Here is a 21,907-nt window from a genome sequence, read left to right on the forward strand (position 1 = left end):
GCTCTTGCATCCAAATCACCGCCCTGCACCAGACCAGACCGCCCGTGCCCATTTCACCGCTCATCGCTGCCACCCCCAACCCGGCCCGCAAGGTCCTGGTGTTCGACGCCTGCAATGCCGGCGTGGTGCTGCGCGCCGTGCTGTTCGTACAGGTGGTGGTGAGCACGGCCGCCCTCTATGGCGCGGACTCGCTCTGGGAGTGGTTTTCCAGCGCGGCCCTGCTCACCGGGGCCTGCCTGCCCGGCACCCTGGTTTGGCTGATCGCAGCCTGCAGCCTCAAGCATCAATTGCAGCGCCTGGGCACGCGCGGCCAGTATCTGGCCGGCGTGCTGCTGGGCGCCCTCGCGGGGCTTTACGCCTGCGGCATGCTGTTCTTCATAGGCGTGCCCAAAGCCCCCTGGCTGGCCAGTGCCGTCACGGGAGGCCTGCTGGCCGCCCTGCTGGTGACAGCGCTGGTACTGCGCGCACGCGGCAACACGCCGGCGCAGACCCAGGCCCGCCTCACCGAGCTGCAGTCACGCATCAGACCACACTTTCTGTTCAACACCCTCAACAGCGCGATTGCGCTGGTGCGCGCCGAGCCTGCCAAGGCCGAGGCCTTGCTCGAGGACCTCAGCGATCTGTTTCGCTATGCGCTGGCAGAACCCCATCTGACCACCACACTGGCGCAGGAGATAGAGCTGGCCCAGCGCTATCTGTCCATAGAGCAGGTACGCTTTGGCGAGCGTCTGCAAATGCAGTGGCAGCTCGATGAAAGCGTGCATGACGCGCTGCTGCCGCCGCTGCTGCTGCAGCCGCTGGTGGAGAACGCCATACGCCACGGAGTGGAGCCCAATGCGCGCGGCGGCAAGCTGCAGGTCCGCACCGAAAGACGCGGCAACGCGGCGCAGATCCAGATCATCAACACCTTGCCGCCCGCCAGCGCCGAGCATCAAAGCACCGGCCATGGCATGGCGCTGGACAATGTCAAGGCCAGGCTGTCGCTGCTGCACGATCTGCAAGGCAGCTTCAGCGCCAAGGTGCGCGACGGGCTGTATGTGGTGCGCCTGAGCGTGCCTTTGCAGCAGAGCGAGTCAAAACCGGGACAATCCCGCCATGCACATTCTGATCGTTGATGACGAAGCTCTGGCCCGCGCCAGACTGCGCACTTTGCTCGGCGACTGCGCACATGGCCCGCACCATATCCAGGAAGCCGCCGATGGCGAACAAGCCCTGCAGATACTGCAGGCCGCACGGCCCACACCAGTCCAGCTGGTGCTGCTGGACATCCACATGCCGGGCCGCAACGGGCTGCAGCTGGCAGCGGAACTGGCGGAACTGACCAACCCGCCCGCCATCGTGTTCGTGACGGCGCATGCCAGCCATGCGGTACAGGCTTTCGAGCTCGACGCCGTGGACTATCTGACCAAGCCCGTGCGCCTGGAGCGCCTGCAGCAATCGCTGCAAAAGGCCGAACGCGCACTGAGCACGCGCAGCGTCGTCGACAGCAGCCCCGTGCTGCTGATCCAGGAGCGCGGCGGCACGCTGCGGCTGCCACTGTCCGAGGTGCGCTTTCTCAAGGCCGAGCAGAAATACATCACCGTGCGCACCGTGCAGCGCAACTACGTCCTCGACGGAGCGCTGGCCGATCTCGAAACCCGCCATGGCGAACATCTGCTGCGCATACACCGCAACGCCCTGGTGCTGCGTTCGGCCTTGCGCGGCCTCGAGAAATATGACGACCCGCAGGAAGGCGAAGGCTGGGGCCTGCGCCTGCAGGGCGTGCCCGAGCTGCTGCCGGTCTCGCGCCGCCAGTTGGCAGCGGTCAAGACCGAGCTCAAAGATACAGGACTTACGCAAACAAGAGTGCTGCAACGGCCTGCCTCCTGAGTCAGTCGTCCGGCCGGAACCCGCTTTGCGTAAGTCGTGAGATATTTCCTGAATGAAAAAACCGGCTGAAAGCCGGTTTTTTATCGACTGCAGTCGCAATCAATGCTCATGCTTGTGCGCCGCTTCATGGCTGGCAGCGGGCGCGGGCTCGTGCGCATGCCCGACCTCGGCGCCATGGTCGTGATCATGCTCATGTCCATGGTTGTGCGCCGCGCCGCTCATCACCGTCACGACGACAATGCCCAGCAGCAGCCAGAAGACCTGGGCTGCGGTTTCCTTGGCGCTCAGGCGCTTTTGCAGCTGGGGAATCAGGTCGGCCAGGGCCACATAGATAAAGCTGCTCGACGCAATGACCAGGAAATATGGCAGCAGCTCGTGCAACTGTCCGATCAGGAAATAGCCGGCCACCCCGCCCAGCGTGGTCACGGCTCCTGCCATGGACACCTTGATCAGCGCCACGCGGCGATTGCTGCTGGACTGGCGCAGCACCACGATATCGCCCATGTGGTGAGGCACCTCGTGCGCCAGCACCGACAGGGCAGCAATCAAGCCCAGACGGATGTCGGCCACGAAAGCCGATGCAATCAGCACGCCATCGCCAAAGCAATGCACGCTGTCGCCGGTCAGGATGGCCCAGCCGCCCTTGCCATGGCTGTGACCATGCGCGTGATCGCCATGATCATGGTGGGCGTGACCATGCTGATGATCGTGGCCATGACCGTGGTGCACAGGAACATGCTGGTGGGCATCTCCATGCGAATGCTCATGGCCGTGGTGCCAGAGCTCGGCCTTGGACAGCAGAAAGAAAAACACCAGCCCGATCAGCAGCACCACGAACAGATCATGGGATTTGCCGTGGCTCTCGAACGCTTCGGGCAGCAAATGCATGAAGGCCGTGGCGAGCAAGGCTCCCGCAGCCAGGCTCAGCAGACGCTGGGGCATCAGCCCTGGCGTGCGTCCCCCTCCCAGACTCATCAACAACGCGGCCACCCAGACACTGCCGATACCAGCAGCCAGGGTGGCCAGAATAATTGCTACCAATGTCATAGCTTTATATGGCTTAACCGCAACCTTTTACAGGCGAATCTTGAGGATTTTCGCAGAATGCGCCGCCCAACGCGGCCCGCTTGCGACTATCCCCATACCGTCAGCCCCGGATGCGCATGACATGCATGGCACGCCGGGACTTCTTTCACCTTAGCAAAGCTGTCAAGCCCCCCCGAGCCGAAAATTTCAGCGCATGAGGCATCAGGCCACGCCATGCTGGTTGAACCAGGTCAGCATGCGCGTCCAGCCGTCCTGCGCGGCATGCTCGCGGTAGCTGGGGCGGTAGTCGGCATGGAAGGCATGGGGCGCCTCAGGGAAGATCACGAACTCCGAGGCCCTGGCCGCCGCAGAGCCGGTCTTGAGCGCGGCCTTCATGGCTTCGACCGACTCCAGCGGAATGCCCGTGTCCTTGCCGCCGTACAGGCCCAGCACCGGCGCCTTGAGCTGCCCCACCAGGTCCAGCGGATAGCTCGGCTGCAGATCGTTCTTGTTGCCCTGCAGGCGCCCGTACCAGGCCACGCCGGCCTTGAGCGGGGCATGTGCGGCATACAGCCAGGTGATGCGCCCGCCCCAGCAAAAGCCGGTGATGGCGAGCTTCTTGACGTCGCCGCCCTGGGTGCCTGCCCACTGCACGGCAGCGTCCAGATCGCCCATGGCCTGGGCATCGGGCACCTTGGCGATCACCTCGCTCATGAGCTTGGCCATCTCGGCATAGGCCATGGGATCGCCCTGGCGCACGAACAGGTCGGGCGCTATCGCCAGATAGCCGGCACGAGCCAGGCGGCGGCAGGTGTCGGCAATGTATTCGTGCACGCCGAAGATTTCGGAGATCACCAGCACCACGGGCAGATTCTGCCTGCCCGCAGGCATGGCCCGGTAGGCCGGAAGCTTGAAGCCTTTGACATCGATGCTGACCTCACCCGCCGTCAGGCCGTCGACCGGGGTCTTGATGGCCGTCTGCGCCATGACCGGGCCGGCGGCGCAGGCATAGCCCACACCCAGACCTGCCCCCAGGGCTGCGCGCAAGGCCGTGCGGCGGCTGGGCTGGGCATCGGCGCGAGCGCCGAGCAGTCCCTGCATATCCTGAGCGATGTCTTCGTACTTCATGGATCCTCCTTGGGTTGATGGAATTTCAGAACGTGTTGACGATCTCAAGCCTGGCTAGCCATGCAGTCTAAGGCCAGTGCGTTGCAGGCACCTCAGGCCAGCCAGCGCAGCAGCGCCGCAGCCACGGCCCCCAGAATCACCACCAGCAGGAATGGTGCCCGCAGCCACAGGGCCAGCGCCGCCACCAGCAAGGCGCCCAGGCGCGCATCCAGGCTGATGCGCGTGCCGCTGGCCAGGGTGTTCATCACCGTCAGTGAAGCCAGCAGCGCCACCGTCAGACAGGCCGCGATCTGGGCCATGCGCGGGCTGCGCATCCAGCGCTCGGGCAGGCTGTAGCCGAGCAGCTTGGTCACAAAGGCCAGCGCACAGGCCAGCAAGATCCATTGCCACAGGGACAGTGTCATTGCTCGGCCTCCGAAGGGCGCACCCAGCCCCAGAAGGCGCCCAGGGCTGCGGCCAGCAGAATCGGCACACCTGCAGGCACCCAGGGTATGGCCAGGGCCGTGACCAGGCCGCAGCCCAGCGCCAGCGCCACCGGCTCGCGCGCATTCAGACGCGGCCAGAGCAGGCCGAGAAAGGCCGCCACGGCAGCCCCGTCAAGACCGAAGCGGCGCGTGTCGCCCAGCGCATTGCCCATCAGCGCGCCCAGCAAGGTGAACAGATTCCAGAGCGCAAACACGCCCGCCCCGGCGACCCAGAAGCCGCGCCGCTGCTCGGCCAGATCTTCCTGCCCCGATGCCGTGGCCGCAGATTCGTCGATGGTCCAGTGCGCGGCCAACCAGCGCTGCAGCCCTTTGACGCCCAGCAGGCGGCTCATCTGCATGCCGTAGATGGCATTGCGCACGCCCAGCAGCGAGGCCGCGCTCACGGCCGCCATGCCGCTGCCGCCGCCCGCAACCACGCCGATGAAGGCGAACTGCGAACCGCCGGTGAACATAAGCGCGCTCAGCGCCATGGTCTGCCAGAGATTGAGGCCGGCCGCCACGGACAGCGCGCCGAAGGAGATGCCGTACAACCCCGTTGCCACAGAAATCGACAGCCCCATGCGCACGGCAGGCGTCATTGCAAAGCCTTTGAACAAGATATTTCCTGGATCAAGCTAGAACAATTCAGGAGCTGGCAGCGCTTGCAAGCAAAGCACTTCAGATCAAAAACAACCTGAAGTGCTTTTTCAGTAAGCGCAAGCAGCTCTCTTTTTTAAGGAGCCGCCATGACGAGACAAAGGCCCCTGGTACGACAGCGTATCAGCGCGCCTTTTGGTGAAAAGCTCAATGCGCCTTTTGGTGAAAAGCTCAATGCGCTTTTTCCCAGTTGCTGCCAAAGCCGATCTCGGCCAGCAGCGGCACGGACAGATCGGCCACGCCGGCCATGATGGCCGGGATCTCGGCCTGCACCCAGTCCCTGGCGGACTCGGGCAGCTCGAACACCAGTTCGTCATGCACCTGCATGATGACCAGCACCTCGGGCTTTTCGGCGTCCAGCCTGGCCTGCACGGCCACCATGGCCTTCTTGATCAGATCGGCCGCCGTGCCCTGCATGGGGGCATTGATGGCGGCGCGCTCGGCCGCTTTCTTGCGCGGGCCGTTGCCGCCATTGATCTCGGGCAGCACCAGGCGGCGACCGAAGACGGTCTCCACATAGCCCTGGGCGTGGGCCAGCTCCACGGTCTGGTCCATATAGCGTTTCACGCCGGGATAGCGCTGGAAGTATTTGTCGATATAGGCAGCCGCTGCCTTGGTTTCAATGCCCAGGTTCTTGGCCAGGCCGAAGCTGCTCATGCCGTAGATCAGGCCGAAGTTGATCACCTTGGCATAGCGGCGCTGCTCGCTGCTGACCTCGTCCACACTCACGCCGAAGACTTCGGCCGCCGTGGCACGGTGCACGTCCAGGCCGTTCTTGAAGGCGCTCAGCAGCGCCTCGTCCCCCGACAGATGGGCCATGATGCGCAGCTCGATCTGCGAATAGTCGGCGCTGGCAATCAGCTTGCCCTCGGGTGCCACAAAGGCTTCGCGCACGCGGCGGCCTTCGGGCGTGCGCACGGGAATGTTCTGCAGATTGGGGTCGTTGCTGGACAGGCGCCCCGTCACCGCCACGGCCTGGGCGTAGTGGGTGTGCACGCGACCGTCGCTGGGCAAGGCCATCTGGGCCAGCTTGTCGGTGTAGGTGCCCTTGAGCTTGGACAGCGAGCGGTGCTCGAGCAGCTTGGCGGGCAGCGGATAGTCCTCGGCCAGCTTTTCCAGCACTTCCTCGTCCGTGCTGCGCGCGCCGGTGGCGGTCTTCTTCACGACGGGCATGCCCAGCTTGTCGAAGAAGATCTCGCCCAGCTGTTTGGGCGAGGACAGATTGAAGGGCTGGCCCGCAATCTCGTAAGCCTCTTGCTCGAGCTTGAGGATGCGCGCGCCCAGATCGTTGCTCTGGCGCGCCAGCTCGCCCGCATCGATGCTCACGCCATTGCGCTCGATGCGAAACAGCGCTTCGCTGGTCTGCATTTCCAGCTCGTAGATATGCAGCAGCCCGGCATGGGCCTGGATGCGCGGCCACAAGGTGTTGTGCACGTCCAGCGTCTGGTCGGAATCCTCGCAGCTGTATGCAGCGGCCTTGTCCACAGGCACCTGGGCAAACGGAATCTGGCTCTTGCCCTTGCCGCACAGGTCTTCGTAGCTGATGCCGCTGCGGCTCACATGGCGCAGCGCCAGGCTGGTCAGATTGTGCGGGCGGTCGGCTTCGAGCACATAGGACTGCAGCATGGTGTCGTGCGCATAGCCGCGCACGGTGATGCCGTGGTTGGCAAACACATGCTGGTCATATTTGACATGCTGGCCCAGCTTCTTCTTGCCGACGTCTTCCAGCCAGGGCTTGAGCCTGGCCAGCACCCTGTCCATGTCCAGTTGCTCGGGCACGTCCATGCCCTCGTGGCGCAGCGGAATATAGGCGGCCTCGCCCACGGCCACGCTGAAGGAGATGCCGACGATGCGCGCCACCATCTCGTCCAGCGAATCAGTCTCGGTATCCAGCGCCGTCAGCTCGGCGGCCTCGATCTTGGCCAGCCATTCATCGAGCTGCGCCTCGCTCAGGATCGTGGTGTAGACCACATCGCGCTGCTGGGCCGCAACGGCGACTTCGGTAGTCGCTGCGTCATCGGCATCGAACAGGCCGCCCTGGGCACTGTCTGCCTTGGCAGCCTTGCCTGGCTTGGCCGCCTTGGCTTCGGGCGCTGCAGCGCCCAGCGTGCGCACCAGACCCTTGAAGCCGTATTTCTCGTAGAAGGGAGCAAGCGCTGCGCTATCGGGCTCGGCCAGCGTGATGGCATCGAGCTGCGGCAGGCCGCCGATGTAGGCGGACAGATCGCAATCGGTCTTCATGGTCACCAGCTGACGGCTCAGCGCCAGCTGACCGCTGGCAATCGCATCGCGCAGGTTCTGACCAGCAACGCCCTTGATATCTGCAGCGCGGGCGATCAGATTGTCCAGCGAACCATGCTCCTCCAGCCACTTGGCGGCAGTCTTGGGGCCGACCTTGGTCACGCCTGGCACGTTGTCCACGGTGTCTCCCACCAGCGCCTGGTAGTCGATCATCAACGCCGGCGGCACGCCGAACTCGGCCGTCACGCCAGCCACGTCGCGCTTTTTGCCATTCATGGTGTCGATGATGGTCACATGCTCGTCCACCAGCTGGCTCAAGTCCTTGTCGCCGCTGGAGACGATCACGTTGATGCCCTGGGCCGCCGCGGTCTGCGCCAAGGTCGCAATCACATCGTCGGCTTCCACGCCGGGCACGGCCACCACTTTCCAGCCCAGCAGCTGAACCACCTCGTGGATGGGCTCGATCTGGCTGCGCAAATCATCGGGCATGGGCGAGCGTGTGGCCTTGTACTCGGAGTACATCTCGTCGCGGAAGGTCGGGCCCGAGGCATCGAACACGCAGACGGCGTAATCGGCCTGCACATCCTTCCTCAGCGCCTGCATCATGTTCACCATGCCGCGGATGGCACCCGTGGCCGGGCTGGCCGGGTCGCCTGGAATCGCCCGCAGGTCGGGCATGGCATGGTAGGCGCGGTAGAGGTAGCTGGAGCCGTCCACCAGCACCAGGGTCTTGGAATTGCTCATACCCCGGATTGTGCACGCGTGCCCGGCTCCTGCGGTCTGCAGCCCAAAGACAGGCTGCGCCTGGTGGGACAATTCGAAGTCGCCCTACAATCTATGCATCATGCGCGCTGCACCACTTTTCATCATCCTGAGCCTGGCTGCCGGATCCGTTCTGGCCCAGTCCCCCACCCCTGCTCCGGCCAATGCCGTGGTCGCTCCTGCGCCCCAGGGTCAGCAGGACAACGCGGCGGCGACCGGCAAGCACAACCAGCGGATCGAACATATCCGTGTGGAAGACGCCGGCAGCCGTGTGGATGAAACCCGCGTCGGCGGCCAGACCCAGAGCATCACCGTGCAACCCAAGGTCGGCTCCATGCCCGAGTACGAGGTGCAGTCCAACGACGGTGCCCGCGCAGCCCGCAACCGCGACAACAACAGCGGCGACACCACGGGCACCCGCGTCTGGAATTTCATCAAATTCTGAAGCGCGGCGCGCTTTCCCCCATTCATGACAGGGCAGTGCTTCACTGCCCTGTTGCATATAGACACCTTCTCCCCGCTAGTTCGGTCGGTCGCCTCAGACCGGCGTATTCACCATGGCTGTTTTCACCGAAGTTTCCGATAAAGATGCGCGCGAGCTGCTGCGCCGCATGTCCCTAGGCTCGTTCAAGGAATTGCGCGGCATTCAAGGCGGCATTGAAAACACCAACTACTTTCTGACGACCGACCAGGGTGAGTGGGTACTGACACTGTTCGAGCGCCTGAGTGCCGAGCAGCTGCCTTTCTACCTCTACCTGATGAAGCATCTGGCACAGGCCGGGATTCCCGTGCCGGACCCGCAGGGCGAGACACGCAGCGGCGACATCCTGCTCAAGGTCTGCGGCAAGCCCGCATCCATCGTCAATCGCCTGGCCGGCAAAAGCCAGCTGGCCCCGACTGCCGTGCACTGCGCTGCCGTGGGCGAGATGCTGGCGCGCATGCATCTGGCCGGTCAGGACTACGACCGCCAGCAGCCCAATCTGCGCGGCCTGCCCTGGTGGAATGAAACCGTGCCCGTGGTCCTGCCCCATCTGGGCGAGGAAACCGCCGCCATGCTGCGCGCCGAGCTGGCCTACCAGAACCATATCGCAGCCTCGGCCAGCTATGCAGCCCTGCCGCGCGGCCCCATCCATGCCGACCTGTTCCGCGACAACGTGATGTTCGAGGGCGACCGGCTGACCGGCTTTTTCGACTTCTATTTCGCTGGCGTGGACACCTGGCTGTTCGATCTTGCAGTCTGCCTCAACGATTGGTGTATCGATCACGCAACAGGTGCCCATGATGCCGAGCGCGCCAAAGCCATGCTTGCGGCCTACCAGGCCGTGCGTCCGCTGACCGGGCCTGAGCGCGAGTTGCTCAACGCCCAGCTGCGTGCCGGCGCCCTGCGCTTCTGGATCTCCCGCCTCTGGGACTTCCATCTGCCGCGTGAAGCCGCACTGCTGCAGCCCCACGACCCCACCCACTTCGAGCGTGTGCTGAACCAGCGCATCGCGCATCCGCTGACGCTGGACTGAGTACCAAGCAGCTGATTGCTCCGGGGCTTTTGATGGCCCCGCCCAGCCGTCTCGGGTACAGTGCAAGAAGCGACTTTTGCACGCTCTCGCAAAAGTATTTCAGCCTCTTCCATGAAACTTCAAATCGTTCCACCCGGCACCGGTCTGCAATGGGTGCTGCAGGGTCTGCGCACCTTCAAAAGCCAGCCCCTGGCCCTGGCCGCCCTGTTCTTTCTGGGCATGGCCAGCATGTCTCTGATCTCGGCCCTGCCGCTGATCGGCCCCGTCATTGCTCTGGCACTGCTGCCCTGCATCTCGCTGACCATGATGGTCGCGGCATCCGAAGCCGCCCACGGCCGCAAGCCCACACCGGCGCTGCTGCTGGTGGCTTTTCGCTCCGGCAGCCAGCATCTGCACTCCATGCTGATGCTGGGCGGCCTCTATGCCGCAGGCTTTTTGCTCATCATCGGTGCCTCCAGCCTTGTGGACGGCGGCACTTTTGCCAGCGTCTACCTGGGCCAGACTCCCATGACCCGCGAACTGGCCGAAGAGCCTGAGTTCCAGTCCGCCATGTGGCTGAGCATGTTTCTCTACCTGCCGCTGTCGCTGGCCTTCTGGCATGCTCCGGCGCTCATCCACTGGCATGGAATCAGCCCCGTCAAATCGCTGTTCTTCAGCTTTGTCGGCTGCATTCGCAATATCGGTGCCTATCTGGTGTTCGGTGTCTGCTGGATAGGCGTGTTCATCGTCTCCGGCATGGCCCTGGCCATCGTGACCGGCATCCTGGCCATGCTCATCGGCAGCATTGCCGGTGGCCTGATGGTGGCAACGGCACTGATGCTGGCCGCCATCTTTTTTACCTCGATTGTGTTTACCTTCCGTGACAGCTTCAGCCCGCCCGATGACGATCAGACCCTGATCGACTCCTCGTCAGGCACAGCGCCGCCATCATCGGATTCGTAAGCTCGAGCACTATCCAGCACCAGCACCAGCCCCGGCCTCAGATCGGGGCTTTTTTTATGGGCCGAGCACAGGCCCGCGCCAGCAGATCATTCATCCCGGCGTCATCAAGCCGCCACGGCACTGTCATATTCGTTTCCTAGGATTCGCAGGACTGACCAAGACATGCATCTCATGTCCTGGCATTCATCCAATTCAGCGCGGCCCCAAGTCTGCGCTTCACCCCACACTGCGAAACTCTCATGGCACAAAATCTGCTCAGCCGTCGTAAGGCCCTGCAACTCTTTTCTGGCGCTCCTCTGCTCCCACTGGGTTCGGTCGTGTCCGCATCCAGCCTGCTGGCCGCATGTGGTGGTGGTGACGATAACAACACAACGCCTCCTGTCACAAAGAACTATGTTTCCGCCACCTTCACCAGCATGGCCGCGCCTACGCTGAGCACTCCTGACAAGATGGCAACCATGTATGCGGCCTCGCAGCTCAAGGTCGCTTTTGACGACAAGAGCGAGCAGGTCTACGACCTGGGCTACCAGCCCTTCTTCGTGACCGGCGACATGGTCTCCGACGGCAAGGGCGGCCAGCTGCTGGCCGGTGGTTACTACGACATCTACAACAACAAGATCATCGACAAGACGGTCGCAGGCAAAGAGCGCCACTTCTTCTCCGATTCGCCCGACGGCACATCGCTGCTGACCGTTCCCGATGCCAAGGTCGACGGCATCAAGGGCAAGCCCGTCTTCGCCGTGGTGCAGTTCGAATACACCACCTGGGCCCAGGACGGCAAGACCGACATGTACGGCAAGCTGCCCTCGCCCATCGCCGTGCTGACGCTGGATCAGGACCAGAGCACCGGCAAGCTGAGCCTGGCGAAATACCACAATGTGGACACCTCCAAGGTTCATGGACTGTGGATCACCTGCGGTGCCAGCCTGTCGCCCTGGGGCACCCATCTGTCGTCCGAGGAGTACGAGCCCGACGCCTTCGCTTCGTCCAACGCCCAGCTGCAGGCCTTCAGCCAGAATCTGTACGGCGACCCGGCCAAGGCCAACCCCTACCACTACGGCCACATGCCCGAAGTGATCGTGAACGTCGACGGCACGGCCACCATCAAGAAGCACTTCTGCATGGGCCGCATCTCGCACGAACTGGTGCAGGTCATGCCCGACCAGCGCACCGCGCTGATGGGTGACGACGCCACCAACAGCGGCTACTTCGTCTTTGTCGCCGACAAGGAAAAAGACCTGTCCTCGGGCACGCTGTACGCCGCCAAGGTCGGCGCGGGCTTCTCCATCGACCCCGCCGCCAAGAGCGCTGCCCCCCTGACCTGGATCAAGCTGGGTTCTGCCACCAGCGCCGAGATCGAGAACCTGGCCAACACGCTCAAGCCCACGGACATCATGACCGTGGTTAAGACCGACCCCAGCGACGCCAGCTACACCAAGATCGTGGTCAACGGCAAGACCGAGTGGATCAAGATCAACGCCGGCATGGACAAGGCCGCGGCCTTCCTCGAAACCCATCGCTATGCCGCCTTCAAGGGCGCCAGCCTGGGCTTCACCAAGATGGAAGGCACGACCGTCAACGCCAAGGACAAGATTGCCTACTCTGCACTGCAGAACGTGCAGTCCTCCATGGTGGCGGGCAATGCCGCCAACGTGGCTGGCAACGGCGTCTCCGTTCCCAAGCAACTGGTGGCAGGCGTGGTGATGGCGCTGAACCTCAAGGGTGGCCAGAAGGACACCGACGGCGCAGCCATCAGCAGCGAATGGATGCCCGTGGACACAGCCCCACTGCTGGCTGGCGAAGATCTGCTGGACAGCGACGGCAAGACCCTCAAGGGCGACGCCCTGGGCAACACTGCCAACCCCAACAAGATTGCCAACCCCGACAACCTCAAGTTCTCGGAAAAGATGCGCACGCTGTTCATCGGCGAGGACAGCAGCCAGCACGTCAACAACTTCATGTGGGCCTACAACGTGGACACCAAGCAGCTGTCGCGCGTGCTGTCCGTGCCTGCCGGCGGCGAATCCACGGGCCTGCATGCCGTGGACGAAATCAACGGCTGGACCTACATCATGAGCAACTTCCAGCACGCCGGTGACTGGGGTGGCATCCACGCCAACGTCAAGACCCAGCTGGATCCGCTGATCAACGCCAACTACAAGGGCAAATTCGGTGCAGCTGTAGGCTACCTCACCGCTTCGCCTGCTCAGATGAAGCTCAGCGCCAAGTAAGCGCCGCACCCGGGCCTCAACAAAAAAGCCGCGCCTTGCAAAAGGCCGCGGCTTTTTTCTGTGCCAGGGACTTGGGGAAACTCAATCCACAATCGTCAGCTTGGCAATCGCCAGCGCCAGCCACTTGGTGCCATGGCGACCGAAGCTGACCTGGGCGCGCGCATCGTCACCCGTGCCCTCCACCGCCAGCACCTTGCCCTCGCCGAACTTGTTGTGAAACACCGCGATACCGGCCTTGATGCCATGCGCAGGCTCGGCCTTTTGCTGTGGCACGGGCGGGCTGGCAAAGACCTCGGTCTGCTTGCCGCCCCAGCCCGAGCCCGAACCGTATTGACCTCCAGCCCTTGATCCCCAGGCACCACCAGAGCCTGAAGAAGGCGCAAAACTGCCAAAGCCGCTTTGCCTGGGCGTGATCCACTTGAGCGCCTCTTCGGGCAGCTCGTCAAAGAAGCGGCTCTTGACGTTGTAGCGCGTCTGGCCGTGCAGCATGCGCGTCTGCGAATGGCTCAGATACAGACGCTTGCGCGCACGCGTGATGGCCACGTAGGCCAGGCGTCGCTCCTCCTCCAGACCGCCACGATCCATCATGGCGTTCTCGTGCGGGAACAGGCCTTCCTCGACGCCGCCAATGAACACGGCATCAAACTCCAGACCCTTGGAGGCATGCACGGTCATCAGTTGCACCGCGTCCTGGCCGGCCTGTGCCTGGTTGTCGCCTGCTTCCAGCGCCGCATGCACGAGAAAGGCCTGCAGCGGCGACAGCGTCTCGCCGGTGTCGGCATTGACCATGGAGGCTGCCGTACCGGCCGGCGCCTTGAGCGCCTCGTCCAGCAGCGGCTGATTCGGATCCAGCCCCTGGCTGACAGGTGACTGGCTCAGCTGTGGTGCATTCTGCTGCTCGTCCAGCGGCATGGCCACGGCATCGCGGCCAAAGCCTTCCTGGGTCACAAAGCTCTCGGCAGCCGTGACCAGTTCCTGCAAGTTCTCGATGCGGTCCGCGCCTTCCTTCTCGTTGCGGTAATGCTCGATCAGCCCGCTTTGCTCTTCCACGGTCTCGATGATTTCACGCAGCGTGCGCCCTTGCGTCTGCTCGCGCAGCACATCGATCTGGGCCACAAAGCCCTGCAGCTTGGTGCCTGCTGCGCCGCCCACGGCGGTGACGGCGTCGCTCAGCGAAGTGCCGCTGCTGCGCGCCGTGTCCTGCAGGACTTCGATCGTGCGCGCGCCGATGCCGCGCGCGGGGAAATTCACCACGCGCAGGAAACTGGTGTCGTCGTGCGGATTCTCCAGCAGGCGCAGATAGGCCAGGGCGTGCTTGATTTCGGCACGCTCGAAAAAGCGCAGGCCGCCGTAGACGCGATAGGGAATTTTGGAATTGAACAGCGCCGATTCGATCACCCGGCTTTGCGCATTGCTGCGGTAGAGCACGGCAATTTCCTGGCGCGTGAAGCCGTCGTTTCTGACCAGTTGCTTGATCTCGTCGACCATCCATGCAGCCTCGGCCAGATCGCTGGGCGCTTCGTAGATGCGCACCGGCTCGCCCGGGCCCTGGCTGGTGCGCAGGTTCTTGCCCAGGCGGTTGCTGTTGTGGCTGATCAGCGCATTGGCACAGTCGAGGATGTTGCTGAAGGAGCGGTAGTTCTGCTCCAGCTTGATCTGGTTTTTGACCTCGAACTCGCGGATGAAGTCGGCCATATTGCCCACGCGCGCTCCGCGAAAGGCATAGATGCTCTGGTCGTCGTCACCCACGGCAATCACGCTGGCGGCCGACTCGTAGCGCCCGCCCACATCGTCGCCCGCCAGTTGCTTGAGCCACTGGTACTGCAGCTTGTTGGTGTCCTGGAACTCGTCCACCAGGATGTGCTGAAAGCGGCGCTGGTAGTGGTGGCGCAGATGGGCATCGTCACGCAGCAGCTCGTAGCTGCGCAGCATCAGCTCGCCAAAATCGACCACGCCTTCGCGCTGGCATTGCTCCTCGTAGAGCTGGTACAGCTCCACTTTCTTGCGAGTGTCGGGGTCGGTCGCCACCACATCGCCAGGGCGCATGCCCTCTTCCTTGCAGCCCGCAATGAAGTACATCAGCTGCTTGGGCGGAAAGCGCTCGTCATCCACATTGAACTGCTTGCACAGACGCTTGATGGCCGAGAGCTGGTCTTGCGTATCCAGAATCTGAAACGCCTGCGGCAGCTTGGCCACCTGGTAATGGGCGCGCAGCAGACGGTTGCACAGGCCGTGGAACGTGCCTATCCACATGCCGCGCACGTTGTAGGGCAGCATGGCCGACAGGCGCGTGAGCATCTCCTTGGCGGCCTTGTTGGTGAAGGTCACAGCCATGATGGAGCCAGGCGTGGCCTGCCCGGTCTGCAGCAGCCAGGCGATGCGCGTGGTCAGCACGCGCGTCTTGCCCGAGCCGGCACCCGCCAGAATCAGCGCATGGCCCGCAGGCAGGGTCACCGCGGCCAGCTGCTCATCGTTGAGGCCGGTCAGCAGGGGCGAGTGAGAGGCGAGGTTGGCGCCGGAATTTGCACCGTCTGGCGCGGAGTCAAGCAGGTCGATCGGGAACATAGCCCCCCATTGTAGAAATGCTGGCGACTCCCTGCGATTTGCTGCTGCTTTCGCGGCATCATGCTCCTGAAAGAAAAGCTGCCTGCGCTTGATGCATATTGATTCCAGATACTTTCATATCTGAAATTCATGGATATCAAGCGCAAGCAGCTATCAATTCATTCAAGCCACGGTACTCACACTCAGTGGCCGCCCGCACCGGGCTCGACCACGCGGCTCGGCCTCGGTGCCAGCCAGATCGCGCAGGCCGCCAGCACAAAGCCGCCCGCAATGATGAACATGATCTGATTGGTGGCCAGCATCACGCTCTGGCTGGTGATGAGCTGATCGAGGGCCGACAGCGCCGCATCGGCACTCATGCCCGACTGCTGCAGCCCGTGCAGCACCTCGCCGCTGGCATCGCTCAAACCCACCAGATCCGCATGCTTGCGCGTCGTGCCGTTCTCCCAGGCCGTGTTGACCACGGAGACCGCGGCCGCGCCCGACAGGGTGCGCAGAAAGTTCATCAGACCGGCCGCGTTGTCCATCTCCTGCGGCTCCACACTGGCCAGCGCCAGCCCGGTGGTCGGTATGAAGAAGAACGGCAGACCCAGCCCCATGAACATCAGCGGCAGGGCGATGTCCCAATAGCCCATGTCCGTGGTCGCAAACGCGCGCCAGCAGGTGATCACCCCCATCCAGAACACGCCGCCAAAGATCAGCCGGCGCGGATCCACCCGGGCCGCCAGCCCCGCGGCGGCCGGCGCCACGAACAGCGCGAACAGCCCCGTCCATGCCGTGACCAGACCCGCCAGCGTGGCCGTGTAGCCCATGAAGCTCTGCAGCCACAGCGGCGTGAGCACATTGACGGCGAAGAAGGCCGCAAACGCCAGACTGATGGTCAGCACGGCCATGGAAAAGCCGCGGTGCCTGAAGACGCGCAGATCCACGATCGGGTGCTCGGCATGCAGCTCCCAGATCATGAAGGCCGCAAAGCCCACCACGGCCACCGCAGCCAGCGCCACGATCATGGGAGAGGCAAACCAGTCCAGATTCTTGCCTTCGTCCAGCATCAGCTGCAGCGAACCCACCCAGACGATGAGCAGAATCAGGCCCACGGTGTCTATGGGGTTCTTGAGCAGCGGCTGCTCGTAGCGCCTGACCAGATGCCAGACCGCAAACGCGCAGACCAGGGCCACCGGGATGTTGATCAGAAAGATCCAGTGCCAGGTGTACTCGTCGCAGATCCAGCCGCCCACGATGGGGCCCAGCACGGGGGCGATCAGCGTGGTCATGGACCACAGGCCGATGGCCGCAGGCGCCATGCGCGGCGGGAAGATGCGCAGCAGCAGCGACTGGGACAGCGGCATCAGCGGGCCGCCGGCCAGACCCTGCAAGATGCGCGCAAACACCAGCATGCCCAGTGAATTAGCCAGGCCGCACAGCAGCGATGCCAGACCGAACAAGCCCATGGCCGTGGCAAACACGCGCACCGCGCCAAAGCGCGCTGCCAGCCAGCCGGTCAGCGGCACGGTGATGGCCTCGGCCACCGCATAGCTGGTGATGACCCAGGTGCCCTGGCTGGTGGTCGCGCCCAGATTGCCGGCGATGCTGGGCACGGAGACATTGGCCACCGTCATGTCCAGCACGGCCATGAAATTGGCCGCGGCCAGCACCAGGGCCGCCAGCCACAGCGTGCCCCCCGTCAGCGGCACCATGCCGGCTGCCATGGGTACGGCCGGCGCATCGGCCGCTGCGGCCGCACTTGCGTTGTGATCGCTCATGAGGCACTCACTGCGCGGCCGTGGTCGCCACGCCAGCTGCGTCGGCAGGGCCGCTGCGGGTGTCCACCGTCACCTGCATGGACAGGCCCACGCGCAGCGGGTTCCTGGCCAGCTCGGCGGCATCGAGCTGAATGCGCACCGGCAGGCGCTGCACCACCTTGATCCAGTTGCCCGTGGCGTTCTGCGCGGGAATGGCCGCAAACGCCGAGCCGGAGCCGCCGCTGAAGCCCACCACAGTGCCGCTGTACTTCACATCGCTGCCGTACAGATCGGACTGCAGCTGCACGCGCTGGCCCACACGCACCTTGCCCAGCTGGCCCTCCTTGAAGTTGGCATCCACATAGATCCGCTGCACCGGCACCACCGTCATCAAGGGCGCACCAGCCTGCACGCGCTGCCCGATCTGCACGCTGCGCTTGGCCACCACTCCATCGACGGGAGCGCGCACCGTGCTGCGATCCAGATCGACCTGTGCCTGGTCGCGACGCGCCTGCGCCAGCTGCACCTCGGGATTGGTCTGGGCATCCGCACCCTCGATCAAGGTGGCGTTAACCTGCTTGGCGCCAATGGCGGCCTCGCGGTTGGCCCTGGCCTGGGCCTGCGCGGCCACGGCCGATGCCAGCTGCGCCTTGGCTGCGGCAAAAGCGTTCTGCGCCTGCGTCAGTTCCTCGCCTGAGACCGAACCGCTCTTGGCCAGGGCCTGGCGGCGCTGCAAATCGATGGTGGCACGCTCCATATCGGCCTCGGCCGCCAGCAGCTGCGCGGCCGCGCGCTTTTCATCGGCCTCGCGCGCCGTCACCTGGGCCTTGAGGCCGCCATCATTGGCCACATAGCCCTTGACGCGGCGCATGGCGCGGGCCAGCTCGGCCTCGGCCTGGGCCAGTGCCAGCCTGGCGTCCGTGGGATCGATGCGCACCAGCACATCGCCTTGCTTGACGGCCTGGGTGTCCCTGACCAGCACCTCCAGCACCGTGCCGCCTATGGACGGCGTGACCTGTGCCACCTCGGCCGCCGCATAGGCGTTGTCGGTGGAGACGAAATGGGAGGCATGCAGCCACCAATAGGCGCCGGCGGCCGCACCGGCAAGCAGCACCACGCCTGCCAGCCCGGCCAGCAGCCGGTTGCGGCGCTGTTCGCGCACAGCAGGATTGGCGCTCACGGAAGAAGCGTTTTCAGTCATACAAAAACCTCGGAAATATTCATGGGAGTCACGCAAACAAGACTGCAATCACGGCCTGCCTGCTGAGGCAGTCGTCTTGCCCGAACCTGTTTTGCGTAAGTCGTGATTCAGTTCTGGAAAGAGGCTCAGGCCTCTGGCACGGTCGCATCAGAGGCGCCGGCGGACTCGCTCCAGCCGCCGCCCAGTGCGCGGTGCAGACCGATATCGAGCGTCAGGGCGCGCGACTGCACATCGACCAGCTGGCGCACGCTGGCGAGCAGCTGGTCTTCCGCCGACAGCACATCGAGATAGCGCGCCAGACCGCCCTCATAGCGGTTGCGCGCCACACGATGCGCCTCGGTGGCGGCCGTCACGGCCTGCTGCATGGCCGTCAGCTGCTGCTGCAGTGCTCGCTGGCTGACGGCGTTGTCCGCCACCTCCTGCAAGGCCCGGTTGAGCGTGCTGCGGTACTGGGCCACGGCCTCGTCATAACGGGCACGCGCGGCACCCAGCTGCGAGCGCAAGCGGCCGCCATTGAAGATCGGCAGGCTGATGGCCGGGCCCACGCTGGCGATGCCGGAGCCGCTTCGGGTCAGCATGTCCAGGCCCAGCGACTGCACGCCGACAAAGGCGCTGAGGTTCACATCGGGATAGAACTCGGCCTGCTGCGATGCCACGCGCGACTCCTGCGCCTGTGCCTGCAGACGGGCGGCCACCACATCGGGGCGACGGCCCAGCAGATTCGCCGGCAACTGCTGCGGCAAGGCCCACTGCTGCTGCCACGGTGATTGCAGGCGCCTGGCATCGAGCACGATGGCCGCACCACGATCGGGAGCAGCTCCCATCAGCGCAGCAATGCTGTTGCGCTGCAGGGCGACCTGTTCCTGCATCTGTGCCAGCTCGGCCTGCGCGGCTGCCAGACGCGCCCTGGCGCTATGCACGCTGCCCTGGTTTTCCAGCCCGTTGGCATAGCGCTGCTCAAACAACTCGGCCGTGGTCCGGCGCACCTGCACCGATTGCTCCAGCGTCTGCGCATTGGTGGCCAGGCGCAGCAGCTGTGCATAGGCCAGGGCCACATTGCTGGACAGCACGAGACGCGCCTGGGCTGCATCGGCCTCGCGCGCTGCCAGCTCGCCGGCAGCGGCGGCCACGGCGGCGCGCTGCCTGCCCCACAGGTCCAGCGACCAGCTCAGGTCCAGCGTGGCGCGGCCATAGTCATTCATGCCGCGCGGCGCGAAAGCCTCTGGCGTCAGATGGTTGTAGCTGAGCTTGTCCTCGCTGACCGAGGCGCGGGCGGAAAGCTGCGGCGCAGAGGCCGCTTCGCTCACTCCCAGCATGGCCCTGGCCTGCTGCACGCGGGCTGCGGCGGCCGCCATATCGGGAGCGCCCTCCAGGGCCTGGGCGATCAGCTGATCGAGCTGTGCATCGCCATAGCGCTGCCACCATTGCTGGGTGGGCCAGTCCATGGGCGGAGCATGTTTTGCAGCCTGCAGAGTCTCGGGCACGGGCTGCGCCAATACGGCCTTGCCCTCCCATTCGGGAACCTGGGCGCAGGCTGCCAGTAGCGCAGGCAAGCCCAGAACCCACCAGCCATGGCGCCCACGCCGGATCCTCTGCGGCGCGGCGGCTATGCATTGAGTCATGAAATACTTTAATAATGAACTGTACGGTACAGTATATGTTTCCAGCGTTTGAGATCGCAAGCGCTACACTGAAAGACATCACAACCGCCCCAGGACATTTCGCCCCATGCGCACCAAAACGGAAGAAAAGCGACAGGCCATCATTGACGTTGCAGCGGCCACCTTTGGCGAACTGGGCTTTGAGCGCACTTCCATGTCCGAGATCTGCACCAGACTGGGCGGCTCCAAGGCCACGCTCTACAACTACTTTCCGTCCAAGGAAGCGCTGTTTCTGGAGGTGATGTTTCAGGCCTCCGAGGCCGACTTCCAGAACACCATGCTGGCGCTGCAGGCCGGCAATGACGATGCGGCGCAGACGCTGCGCAACTTCGGCCAGCGTTTCCTGGGCCTGCTGTATTCGCCGGAGGTGATGGCCGTGCGCCGCCTGCTGGTCTCCGAAGGCGGGCGCGCCAATATCGGCCAGCGCTGCTGGGACATGGGGCCGGCGCGCGGCAACGTCGCCATCAATGCCTTTTTGCAGCAGGGCATAGAGCGCCGCCTGCTGCGCGATGCCGACACCGAGGTCATGCGCCATCATCTGCTGGCGCTGCTGGAAGCCGAGTTGCTGCCGCGCTTCATGTTCCAGCACCTGCCCGCCCCTACTGCGCAGGAGATTGCCCTGTGCACCGAGCGCGCCGTGGATGCCTTCATGCGGGCCTATGGCACACCCGGTGAGACGCAGGGCAAAAGTGACGCTATAAGAAAATCCTTATAACCCTCATAACGATGTCGGAACATACGATTTGCGCCGTCGCCGTATAGAATCAATCACCGGGCCCAAGTTTTTTGAGGTCCGGTTTTTTTTGCCTGCTGCATGCCGGCACTGCCAGAAACCGGGCTCCAAGCCAAGCGCCTATCCTTGAAAATTGAGGTGGGTGAGATTCCCGCCGTGACCTTTTCCGGAGCTTGGAACCATGGAAATCTTCGACTACGACAACATTCTTCTGCTGCCCCGCATGTGCCGCGTGGAAAGCCGTTCGGAATGTGACACCAGCGTCGTGCTGGGCAACCGCAGCTTCAAGCTGCCTGTAGTGCCCGCCAACATGAAGACGGTGGTGGACGAGAAGATCTGCACTTATCTGGCACAAAACGGTTTCTTCTATGTGATGCACCGTTTTGACATCGACAACGTGGCCTTCACCAAGGACATGCAGTCCAAGGGACTGTTTGCCTCCATCTCTCTGGGTGTCAAGCAGCCGGACTACGAGACGGTGGACCGCTTCGTGGCCGACGGCATCTGCCCCGAATACATCACCATCGACATTGCCCACGGCCATGCCGAGAGCGTGAAGAACATGATTGCCTACATCAAGGCCAAGATCCCTGCGGCCTTCGTGATTGCCGGCAACGTCGCCACGCCCGAGGCCGTGATCGACCTGGAAAACTGGGGTGCAGACGCCACCAAGGTCGGTGTGGGCCCCGGCAAGGTGTGCATCACCAAGCTCAAGACCGGCTTCGGCACAGGCGGCTGGCAGCTGTCGGCGCTCAAGTGGTGCGCCCGCGTGGCCACCAAGCCCATCATTGCCGACGGCGGCATCCGCAGCCACGGCGACATCGCCAAGAGCGTACGCTTTGGCGCCACCATGGTGATGATCGGCTCCCTGTTTGCCGGCCATGAAGAGTCGCCCGGCAAGACCGTGGAAGTGGATGGCCAGCTGTTCAAGGAATACTACGGCTCGGCCTCCGACTTCAACAAGGGCGAGTACAAGCATGTCGAAGGCAAGCGCATTCTGGAGCCCGTCAAGGGCCCGCTGATGAACACGCTGGTCGAGATGCAGCAGGACGTGCAGTCCTCCATCAGCTACTCAGGCGGCACCAAGCTCATGGACATCCGCAAGGTCAACTACGTCATCCTCGGCGGCGACAACGCCGGCGAGCATCTGCTGATGTAGGCCGCCAGGCGC

The 21,907-nt window shown here is 63.9% G+C and carries 17 protein-coding genes; 8 read left to right on the plus strand and 9 right to left on the minus strand.

Going from position 1 to position 21,907, the window contains the following annotated elements:
* Window positions 1-44: 44 nt before the first annotated feature.
* Window positions 45-1,115, plus strand: coding sequence for a sensor histidine kinase (locus CTATCC11996_RS12950; RefSeq protein WP_034349127.1), 1,071 nt, complete (start codon window positions 45-47; stop codon window positions 1,113-1,115).
* Window positions 1,096-1,869: a LytR/AlgR family response regulator transcription factor gene (locus tag CTATCC11996_RS12955; RefSeq protein WP_003076740.1), complete on the plus strand. Its 774-nt coding sequence runs from the start codon at window positions 1,096-1,098 to the stop codon at window positions 1,867-1,869. The genes CTATCC11996_RS12950 and CTATCC11996_RS12955 overlap by 20 nt, the downstream gene beginning before the upstream one ends.
* Window positions 1,870-1,968: 99 nt before the next feature.
* Here the strand turns inward: CTATCC11996_RS12955 and CTATCC11996_RS12960 are convergent, their stop codons facing one another.
* The 5 genes from CTATCC11996_RS12960 to polA form a co-directional block, all read right to left on the minus strand.
* A complete protein-coding gene (locus tag CTATCC11996_RS12960; protein WP_003076742.1) occupies window positions 1,969-2,916 on the minus strand; it encodes a ZIP family metal transporter in 948 nt (315 codons plus the stop codon).
* 201 nt (window positions 2,917-3,117) lie between these two features.
* Window positions 3,118-4,023 (minus strand): dienelactone hydrolase family protein, encoded by a 906-nt coding sequence (locus tag CTATCC11996_RS12965; protein WP_003076744.1) that lies wholly within the window; start codon window positions 4,021-4,023, stop codon window positions 3,118-3,120.
* A gap of 92 nt (window positions 4,024-4,115) precedes the next feature.
* The gene (locus CTATCC11996_RS12970) at window positions 4,116-4,427 is read right to left on the minus strand and encodes an AzlD domain-containing protein (protein WP_003076747.1); all 312 of its coding nucleotides are present in this window, start codon (window positions 4,425-4,427) and stop codon (window positions 4,116-4,118) included.
* Window positions 4,424-5,086, minus strand: a complete 663-nt coding sequence (locus tag CTATCC11996_RS12975; protein ID WP_034349018.1) for an AzlC family ABC transporter permease — start codon at window positions 5,084-5,086, stop codon at window positions 4,424-4,426. The genes CTATCC11996_RS12970 and CTATCC11996_RS12975 overlap by 4 nt, the downstream gene beginning before the upstream one ends.
* A 229-nt stretch (window positions 5,087-5,315) precedes the next feature.
* On the minus strand, window positions 5,316-8,129 hold the full coding sequence (gene polA / locus CTATCC11996_RS12980) for a DNA polymerase I (RefSeq protein ID WP_003076751.1): 2,814 nt from the start codon (window positions 8,127-8,129) through the stop codon (window positions 5,316-5,318).
* A 100-nt stretch (window positions 8,130-8,229) separates the two neighbouring features.
* Between polA and CTATCC11996_RS12985 the strand changes: the two genes are divergently transcribed.
* From CTATCC11996_RS12985 to CTATCC11996_RS13000, 4 genes are all read left to right on the plus strand, one after another.
* Window positions 8,230-8,592, plus strand: a complete 363-nt coding sequence (locus tag CTATCC11996_RS12985) for a hypothetical protein (RefSeq protein WP_003076753.1) — start codon at window positions 8,230-8,232, stop codon at window positions 8,590-8,592.
* A gap of 112 nt (window positions 8,593-8,704) precedes the next feature.
* The gene (locus CTATCC11996_RS12990) at window positions 8,705-9,661 is read left to right on the plus strand and encodes a homoserine kinase (protein WP_003076755.1); all 957 of its coding nucleotides are present in this window, start codon (window positions 8,705-8,707) and stop codon (window positions 9,659-9,661) included.
* 111 nt (window positions 9,662-9,772) lie between these two features.
* A complete protein-coding gene (locus tag CTATCC11996_RS12995; RefSeq protein ID WP_003067798.1) occupies window positions 9,773-10,603 on the plus strand; it encodes a BPSS1780 family membrane protein in 831 nt (276 codons plus the stop codon).
* Between the two features lie 239 nt (window positions 10,604-10,842).
* Complete coding sequence (locus CTATCC11996_RS13000) at window positions 10,843-12,834, plus strand: PhoX family protein (protein WP_003076757.1); 1,992 nt, start codon at window positions 10,843-10,845, stop codon at window positions 12,832-12,834.
* Between the two features lie 81 nt (window positions 12,835-12,915).
* On the opposite strand, the gene CTATCC11996_RS13005 is transcribed toward CTATCC11996_RS13000, so the two are convergent.
* The 4 genes from CTATCC11996_RS13005 to CTATCC11996_RS13020 all read right to left on the minus strand — a co-directional run bounded on the left by CTATCC11996_RS13005 (window position 12,916) and on the right by CTATCC11996_RS13020 (window position 19,964).
* Entirely contained in the window at window positions 12,916-15,399 is a 2,484-nt protein-coding gene (locus tag CTATCC11996_RS13005) for a UvrD-helicase domain-containing protein (RefSeq protein ID WP_003076759.1), read from the minus strand.
* 182 nt (window positions 15,400-15,581) lie between these two features.
* Window positions 15,582-17,162 carry a DHA2 family efflux MFS transporter permease subunit gene (locus CTATCC11996_RS13010; protein WP_003076761.1) on the minus strand — a complete coding sequence of 527 codons (1,581 nt, stop codon included), beginning with the start codon at window positions 17,160-17,162 and terminating at the stop codon, window positions 15,582-15,584.
* Between the two features lie 7 nt (window positions 17,163-17,169).
* Window positions 17,170-18,342 carry an HlyD family secretion protein gene (locus CTATCC11996_RS13015; protein ID WP_003076763.1) on the minus strand — a complete coding sequence of 391 codons (1,173 nt, stop codon included), beginning with the start codon at window positions 18,340-18,342 and terminating at the stop codon, window positions 17,170-17,172.
* 125 nt (window positions 18,343-18,467) lie between these two features.
* Window positions 18,468-19,964, minus strand: a complete 1,497-nt coding sequence (locus CTATCC11996_RS13020) for an efflux transporter outer membrane subunit (protein ID WP_003076765.1) — start codon at window positions 19,962-19,964, stop codon at window positions 18,468-18,470.
* Between the two features lie 106 nt (window positions 19,965-20,070).
* On the opposite strand from CTATCC11996_RS13020, the gene CTATCC11996_RS13025 reads away from it, so the two are divergent.
* Both CTATCC11996_RS13025 and CTATCC11996_RS13030 read left to right on the plus strand, forming a co-directional pair.
* On the plus strand, window positions 20,071-20,718 hold the full coding sequence (locus CTATCC11996_RS13025) for a TetR/AcrR family transcriptional regulator (protein ID WP_003076766.1): 648 nt from the start codon (window positions 20,071-20,073) through the stop codon (window positions 20,716-20,718).
* Between the two features lie 199 nt (window positions 20,719-20,917).
* Entirely contained in the window at window positions 20,918-21,895 is a 978-nt protein-coding gene (locus CTATCC11996_RS13030; protein WP_003076768.1) for a GMP reductase, read from the plus strand.
* Window positions 21,896-21,907 lie beyond the last annotated feature (12 nt).

Origin of the sequence: Comamonas testosteroni ATCC 11996 (assembly GCF_000241525.1) — a bacterium.
Lineage (GTDB): Bacteria > Pseudomonadota > Gammaproteobacteria > Burkholderiales > Burkholderiaceae_C > Comamonas > Comamonas testosteroni.

Bases quoted from the DNA above. Each gene is read 5' to 3' on its own strand.
- CTATCC11996_RS13025 (WP_003076766.1), top strand. From the start codon at position 20,071: ATGCGCACCAAAACGGAAGAAAAGCGACAGGCCATCATTGACGTTGCA.
- CTATCC11996_RS12990 (WP_003076755.1), top strand. From the start codon at position 8,705: ATGGCTGTTTTCACCGAAGTTTCCGATAAAGATGCGCGCGAGCTGCTG.
- CTATCC11996_RS13015 (WP_003076763.1), bottom strand. From the start codon at position 18,342: ATGACTGAAAACGCTTCTTCCGTGAGCGCCAATCCTGCTGTGCGCGAA.
- CTATCC11996_RS13010 (WP_003076761.1), bottom strand. From the start codon at position 17,162: ATGAGCGATCACAACGCAAGTGCGGCCGCAGCGGCCGATGCGCCGGCC.
- CTATCC11996_RS12955 (WP_003076740.1), top strand. From the start codon at position 1,096: ATGCACATTCTGATCGTTGATGACGAAGCTCTGGCCCGCGCCAGACTG.
- polA (WP_003076751.1), bottom strand. From the start codon at position 8,129: ATGAGCAATTCCAAGACCCTGGTGCTGGTGGACGGCTCCAGCTACCTC.
- CTATCC11996_RS13020 (WP_003076765.1), bottom strand. From the start codon at position 19,964: ATGACTCAATGCATAGCCGCCGCGCCGCAGAGGATCCGGCGTGGGCGC.
- CTATCC11996_RS12975 (WP_034349018.1), bottom strand. From the start codon at position 5,086: ATGACGCCTGCCGTGCGCATGGGGCTGTCGATTTCTGTGGCAACGGGG.
- CTATCC11996_RS13005 (WP_003076759.1), bottom strand. From the start codon at position 15,399: ATGTTCCCGATCGACCTGCTTGACTCCGCGCCAGACGGTGCAAATTCC.
- CTATCC11996_RS12995 (WP_003067798.1), top strand. From the start codon at position 9,773: ATGAAACTTCAAATCGTTCCACCCGGCACCGGTCTGCAATGGGTGCTG.
- CTATCC11996_RS12970 (WP_003076747.1), bottom strand. From the start codon at position 4,427: ATGACACTGTCCCTGTGGCAATGGATCTTGCTGGCCTGTGCGCTGGCC.
- CTATCC11996_RS12985 (WP_003076753.1), top strand. From the start codon at position 8,230: ATGCGCGCTGCACCACTTTTCATCATCCTGAGCCTGGCTGCCGGATCC.
- CTATCC11996_RS13030 (WP_003076768.1), top strand. From the start codon at position 20,918: ATGGAAATCTTCGACTACGACAACATTCTTCTGCTGCCCCGCATGTGC.
- CTATCC11996_RS13000 (WP_003076757.1), top strand. From the start codon at position 10,843: ATGGCACAAAATCTGCTCAGCCGTCGTAAGGCCCTGCAACTCTTTTCT.
- CTATCC11996_RS12960 (WP_003076742.1), bottom strand. From the start codon at position 2,916: ATGACATTGGTAGCAATTATTCTGGCCACCCTGGCTGCTGGTATCGGC.
- CTATCC11996_RS12965 (WP_003076744.1), bottom strand. From the start codon at position 4,023: ATGAAGTACGAAGACATCGCTCAGGATATGCAGGGACTGCTCGGCGCT.